General features: G+C 47.7%; 5 protein-coding genes. 2 read left to right on the top strand and 3 right to left on the bottom strand.

Annotation, left to right across the window (positions count from 1 at the left end):
- The coding region (locus Q0257_RS11635; protein ID WP_298024981.1) for a hypothetical protein at positions 1-228 on the top strand (228 nt) is incomplete at its 5' end.
- A gap of 63 nt (positions 229-291) precedes the next feature.
- A complete protein-coding gene (locus Q0257_RS11630) occupies positions 292-564 on the top strand; it encodes a hypothetical protein (RefSeq protein ID WP_297916637.1) in 273 nt (90 codons plus the stop codon).
- Between the two features lie 478 nt (positions 565-1042).
- On the opposite strand, the gene Q0257_RS11625 is transcribed toward Q0257_RS11630, so the two are convergent.
- From Q0257_RS11625 to Q0257_RS11615, 3 genes are all read right to left on the bottom strand, one after another.
- On the bottom strand, positions 1043-1774 hold the full coding sequence (locus Q0257_RS11625) for a DUF4197 domain-containing protein (protein WP_298024979.1): 732 nt from the start codon (positions 1772-1774) through the stop codon (positions 1043-1045).
- A gap of 491 nt (positions 1775-2265) precedes the next feature.
- Positions 2266-3624, bottom strand: coding sequence for an NADP-specific glutamate dehydrogenase (gdhA, locus tag Q0257_RS11620; protein ID WP_298024977.1), 1359 nt, complete (start codon positions 3622-3624; stop codon positions 2266-2268).
- Positions 3621-4298, bottom strand: a complete 678-nt coding sequence (locus Q0257_RS11615; RefSeq protein WP_298024975.1) for an MqnA/MqnD/SBP family protein — start codon at positions 4296-4298, stop codon at positions 3621-3623. The genes gdhA and Q0257_RS11615 overlap by 4 nt, the downstream gene beginning before the upstream one ends.
- Positions 4299-4300 lie beyond the last annotated feature (2 nt).

Raw genomic sequence — 4300 nt, 5'->3', positions numbered from 1 at the left:
AAAGCGGGTTTATGGGTTTTGCCATTTTTATTTAAAACGGATAAAAAAACAATAGAAGCAGACTGGCTAATTAAAAATTGGAAATATATTTTTTATAAGTGCTGCGATATAAGGCATACTTATGTAAATTTGCAAAACCGAAAAGAGATTTTAAATTTTACCGATAAGCAACTGAAAAATTTTATAAAAATTAAGCGAAAGAGATTTAAATTTAAAAATAAGAAGTGATATAATGCCTCGCTAATCGACATTATCAATATATACGGGCAAGAATACACACAAGGAGAAAATATGGTTAAAGTATTAAAATTTATAATTTGTGCCGTAGTAGTTTTGTTATTATTTATAATTTATGAAAGTACTTTGTGTGCAAAGTGCGATTATACGTTTTTTGTAGAGGAAAGGCTTATGGGTAGATTATTGATAGCAATCGATACAAATGATATAAATTTAGTAAGATATATTGCTGCTGAAGGTAGAGTTTGCAAGCAAGCCAATGTCCATAATAGAGCACTTAAAGAATTAAGAAGAATGGAATCGGAAAATAATAGAACTAATGAGTAAACCGGTTTTTGCGGAACATAAAGAGAGATATGAAAGAAGCGAAATTTACAAGACGGCTTTCTTACTTTATCCTTACGCGCTTATCAGCTGCCGCCCTACTTCCCGATGCTCTGCCGCTTTGTAAAATTTCAGATATAGGCGCTAATTTATGCGCGCATTCAATTGCCGTACGAAATTCTAAAACTCCGCGTAAAATTTTAAAATTTCAAATCCTTTGCGTCTTGCTAAATTTCTAAATTTTACAGTTTCAAATTTCGCGGATTAAACTCCGCGCTAAGATTATCGTCTAAAGCAAACCTACCGCAAGCGCGCGACAAACGAACTTCTAAATTTCGCCGCGCACCCGATGATTTGCCGCAAGCAGTCGCTTCGCGCGAGCGGGCACTTTGAGCACAGCTTTAGGCTACCCAAGCTTACGGCACAAAGCAATTACAAGCAGCTATGCGGCGAAATTTACGCCAAAGCCTCGCCGCGAGCTTTATTTAAGCACCTTGCCTAAAATCCCTGCACCTTTGCCGACGACGCTGCCGCGAAGCGCGCTTTCTTTTTCTCTCATCACCGCAAATAGCCCGTCCAGCGTCTTTTGCGTGATGTAATCGTTCAAATCCTCGCCCTGCTTAGGCAGATACTCGCTCGCGCCCAGCCCGCGCGCAATGTTTTGCGCCGCTTCGTTACCCGCGATCTTGTTTTGCGCGAAGGAATTTAGCCCGTTATACGCCGTCGCGAAGCTGTTTTTGCTCATCATATCACTTACGATCGGTCTAAAAACCGCCCGCAGCTTCGCGCCCGATTTGCTCTGCAAATACTCGCTAAGCGCCGTGTCGCCGCCGCCGATGAGCTTTTTAACGTCGGCATCGCTCATAGATTTCAGATCTTGCAAAAATATCTTGCTCGCACCGCTTACCGCCTTGGTAGCGGCATCGTTCATACTCACGACGAGCTCGCGCTCCCATTTATCGCCGCCCACCTTTCTCGCAAGCTTCGCAGCCGCCTTAAGCGAAGGAGGAAGCTCGATTTTAGCGGTCTTGCTGTGGATGTAGCCCTTGGCGAGCTCGCTTGCGGCGCGGTTCGTAGCGGAAGCGAGCAGCTCTTTGTAGTTTCCGCTCTGAGTCGCACCGAGCACGTCCGCGCCCTGCTTTAGGATATCCGTTACGTCCGCATGCGCGAGCGACAGCGACGCAGCGGCGAGTAAAACCATAAATTTTTTCATATTGCAACCTTTGGATAAAATTTGCGCCATTATGCCAAAATGCGGTAAACGCTCAGCCCGTGCTCGGTTTAAATTTTCGCGCTGCGCGGGCGAGCTGAGATAAAATTTTAGGCTAAATTTAAAAGCAGCTTCGAGCTAAATTTTAAACGTCAAATTTCAAAGCTAAATTTAACGGGCGGAATTTACCAGCCAAATTTAAAGATGAAATTTGGCTGGGCGGTCTTTGTCGTGCTTGCGGCTAAATTTTAAAAGCAGCGCTACGACGACGAGCTAAAATTTTAAAACCGCATTGCGCCTGAGCGCCATTTAAAATTTACACAGCGCGCACGATACCAACGCAAACCGCGCAGAGCGAATTATGTCGAGAAGCTCGCATATCCTATCCTCCGCGTAAACGATTGGAATTTTATCAAAGCAGCCAAAAGCTCGCCGTAAATTTAAAGAGCTTAAATTTAAAAGCAAGCTGCCGCTTTCAGCAAAAACAAGCAAGCTTAAACCAAACCTTGATCCAGCATCGCATCGGCTACGCGGCGAAAGCCCGCGATGTTCGAGCCTAGCACGAGGTTGCCCTCCGCGCCGAATTCCTTCGAGGTCTCGTAGCTGGTGCGGAATATGTGGCGCATGATCTCGCGCAGCTTGCTATCGACCTCCTCGAAGCTCCACGACGCCATCTGCGCGTTTTGCGCCATCTCAAGCCCGCTCGTAGCCACGCCGCCCGCATTCGCCGCTTTCGCAGGGCCGAAAAGAAAGTCTTTTTGCGCGAGCATAAAATCGATCGCCTCAAGCGTGCTTGGCATATTCGCGCCCTCGCAAACCATGCGACATCCGTTGGCATAGAGAGTCTTTACGTCTTGCAGATTAAGCTCGTTTTGCGTGGCGCTCGGAAATGCCGCGTCGCACGGCACGCTCCACACGCCGTTGCAGCCTGCGGGATATGCGCTTACGGGGGTAAATTTTGCGCCGGGACGCTCCTTGATATATTCGCAAAGCCCTACGCGAAGCTGCTCTTTTAGCTTTTTAAGAAGCGCCACGTCTATTCCCTCAGCGTCATAGATAAAGCCCGTGGAATCGCTTACGGTGACGGGCTTAGCCTGCATCTGATAGAGCTTTTCGGCGGTGTAGATCGCGACGTTGCCGGCGCCCGAGATCGTGCAAATTTTGCCGTGCAGCGAATCGCCTCTGGTAGCGAGCATCTCGTTTGCGAAATACACGGAGCCGTAGCCCGTAGCCTCGGTGCGCGCGAGGCTGCCGCCCCAGCTTAGCCCTTTGCCCGTAAGCGCGCCGTCAAATCTGCGGGTGAGCTTTTTATACGCGCCGTACATATAGCCGATCTCGCGACCGCCCACGCCGATGTCGCCCGCAGGCACGTCGGTATTGGAGCTGATTAGGCGGTGAAGTTCTAACATAAAAGCTTGACAAAATCTCATAATCTCGCCGTCGCTCTTGCCCTTGGGATCGAAATTTGCGCCGCCTTTTGCGCCGCCGATATTAAGACCCGTGAGGGAATTTTTAAAAATTTGCTCAAACCCTAAAAATTTTAAAACGCCCAAATTTACGCTCGGATGAAAGCGCAGGCCGCCTTTATAAGGACCCAGAGCGGAGTTGAACTCTATGCGATATCCCGTATGCACGCAGGGCTCGCCGCCGTCGCTCATATAGACGACGCGAAACATCATCGTGCGCTCGGGCGCCAAAATGCGCTCTAAAATTTTATTTTTCACGTATCGCTCGTCGCGCTTTAGAAGCGGTATGAGCGAGTATAAAATTTCGGTCGATGCCTGGATAAAGACCTCCTGACCGGGATTGGCACGCTTTAAATTTAACAGCAAGCCGTCGATGTAAGACTTCATAGTTCCTCCTTTTGAACCGGATTAAATTTTAATTTTTTGGCTTTAGCGATAAATTTTTTCAGAGCCAGCTCCTCGCGGACGCCGATCTCATAACCGATAAATTTCAGATAATTTAAAATTTCGCGCTCTTTTATGCCGCGCGAAAGAGCGTAGCTCTGCAGGATATATCTTGGAATTTTAATGTGCGAACGCAAAAATTTCGTCGCCAGGCGTGAGTAAATTTTATCATTTTTCACGCAGCACAGCCGCCCGAAAACAAAGGGCAAGCCCGTACGCTGCTGCCAAATTTTGCCAAGATCGTAGAATTTATCCCCGCCCTGCGAAAGCAGCGCCTTTAGAGCATTATCGCCGATCAGCACCTCGCCGCTAAGATCCAGCACGCGGGCTAGCATATTTGAGCTCATCGACGCAGGATCAAGCCTGGGCGCCGAGTTTTTGCGAACGAGCACGCTTAGCACTTCGCGCTTTGCAACGATTCCCAGAGGCAGCTTGCAGTATTTTGCACGGCGGCTTTCGATGCTTGAGATCACCGCAGCGTCTATCCTGCGGCTATAAAGATCGGCGCAGAGCTTGCTCGGCACCCCTTTTTTAAATTCTATCGATTTTTTAACATAAGACGGCAGCGGAAGGGATTTTAAAAATACGTGAAATGGGAGCAAATTTAGATAATCGATTT

Source organism: uncultured Campylobacter sp. (genome assembly GCF_938018035.1).
In the GTDB taxonomy this organism is placed as follows: Bacteria; Campylobacterota; Campylobacteria; order Campylobacterales; family Campylobacteraceae; genus Campylobacter_B.
Note: the sequence above shows the minus strand (reverse complement) of the source record. Positions and strands in the feature narration are given on the sequence as shown.